Origin of the sequence: Nguyenibacter vanlangensis, assembly GCF_013376155.1 — a bacterium.
GTDB lineage: Bacteria > Pseudomonadota > Alphaproteobacteria > Acetobacterales > Acetobacteraceae > Gluconacetobacter > Gluconacetobacter vanlangensis.
The window spans coordinates 1-1287 of sequence record NZ_JABXXP010000760.1 but is presented as its reverse complement, the minus strand read 5'-3'; the positions used below and the strand labels follow the sequence as shown (position 1 = coordinate 1287).

1 protein-coding gene is annotated in these 1287 nt (G+C 67.4%); it reads left to right on the top strand.

Annotated elements, in window-relative coordinates:
- The first annotated feature begins 204 nt into the window (after positions 1-204).
- Positions 205-1191, top strand: a complete 987-nt coding sequence (locus tag HUK84_RS18790) for a CobW family GTP-binding protein (RefSeq protein ID WP_176641581.1) — start codon at positions 205-207, stop codon at positions 1189-1191.
- Positions 1192-1287: the final 96 nt, after the last annotated feature.

Genomic DNA, 1287 nt, shown 5'->3' with positions numbered 1-1287 from the left:
GGCATTCGACCGGCCGGCGGCGCGGATGCGGCTGGAGGCGTTGCGGCGGCGGGTGCTGGAGGAGGCGGTGCCGTCGGGGTGAAGTTGCCTCATGGGTGAGGTCGGGGCGACTTTGAAATACGACTTTCCGGGGCCGGGGGGATGGGACGGGCGCGCCGGCGGGCCTATATGCAGGCATCGATGGATGCATGGACAGGAGACGACATGTCTGAAACCCAGCCGGCGAATCGCGACGCCCTGGTGCCCGTGACGGTGCTGACCGGCTTTCTGGGGGCCGGGAAGACCACGTTGCTCAACCATATCCTGACCGCGGAGCATGGGCGGAAATATGCCGTCGTGATCAACGAGTTCGGGGAGCTGGGCGTCGATAACGACCTTGTGGTGGATGCCGACGAGGAAGTGTTCGAGATGAATAACGGCTGCATCTGCTGCACGGTGCGGGGCGACCTGATCCGCATCCTGGGCAGCCTGATGAAGCGGCGGGCGAAGTTCGACGGCATCATCGTCGAGACCACCGGGCTGGCCGATCCCGCGCCGGTCGCGCAGACATTCTTCGTCGACGAGGACGTGCGGGGCAGGACGCGGCTGGATGCGGTGGTCACCGTCGTGGATGCCGCGAACGTTCTGCAGACGCTCGACGAGAGCCCCGAGGCGGTGAACCAGATCGCGTTCGCCGACGTGATCATCCTCAACAAGGTCGATCTGGTGGACGAGGCGGGGCTGGCGGCGATCGAGGCGCGCATCCGCACGATCAACGCGGTGGCGCGGCTGCATCGGGCGCAGCGGGGTGGCGTGGCGCTGACCGACGTGCTGGACCAGGGCGGATTCGACCTGCAGCGGGCGCTGGAGCATGCGCCGCGCTTCCTGGAGGATACCAGCCATGCGCATGAGGAGAACGTGACCTCGGTCTCCTATGCGGTGGAGGAGCCGCTGGATGCGGCGAAGTTCCAGGCCTGGATCGGGGCGTTGCTGCAGGAGCAGGGGGCGGATATCCTGCGGGCCAAGGGAATCCTGAATTATGCGGGCGAAGACCGGCGCTTTGCCTTCCAGGCGGTGCACATGATGGCCGATGGCGGGTTCATCGGGCCGTGGAAGGAGGGGGAGGCGCGGGAATCGCGGCTGGTCTTCATCGGCCGGAACCTCAATCGCCCGCGCCTGCGCCGGGGTTTTGAAAGCTGCCGCGCGCAATGAGCGATACGATGAGCGGCAAGGTGGCCGATCGGGGCGTGCCGGCGGGGCTGCTGGAGACGCGCGGGGCGGTGCGCGGCGTGGACGGGCATGTGACGG

Excerpts from the sequence above, each read along its gene's own strand:
- HUK84_RS18790 (WP_176641581.1), top strand. The coding sequence starts at position 205 with ATGTCTGAAACCCAGCCGGCGAATCGCGACGCCCTGGTGCCCGTGACG.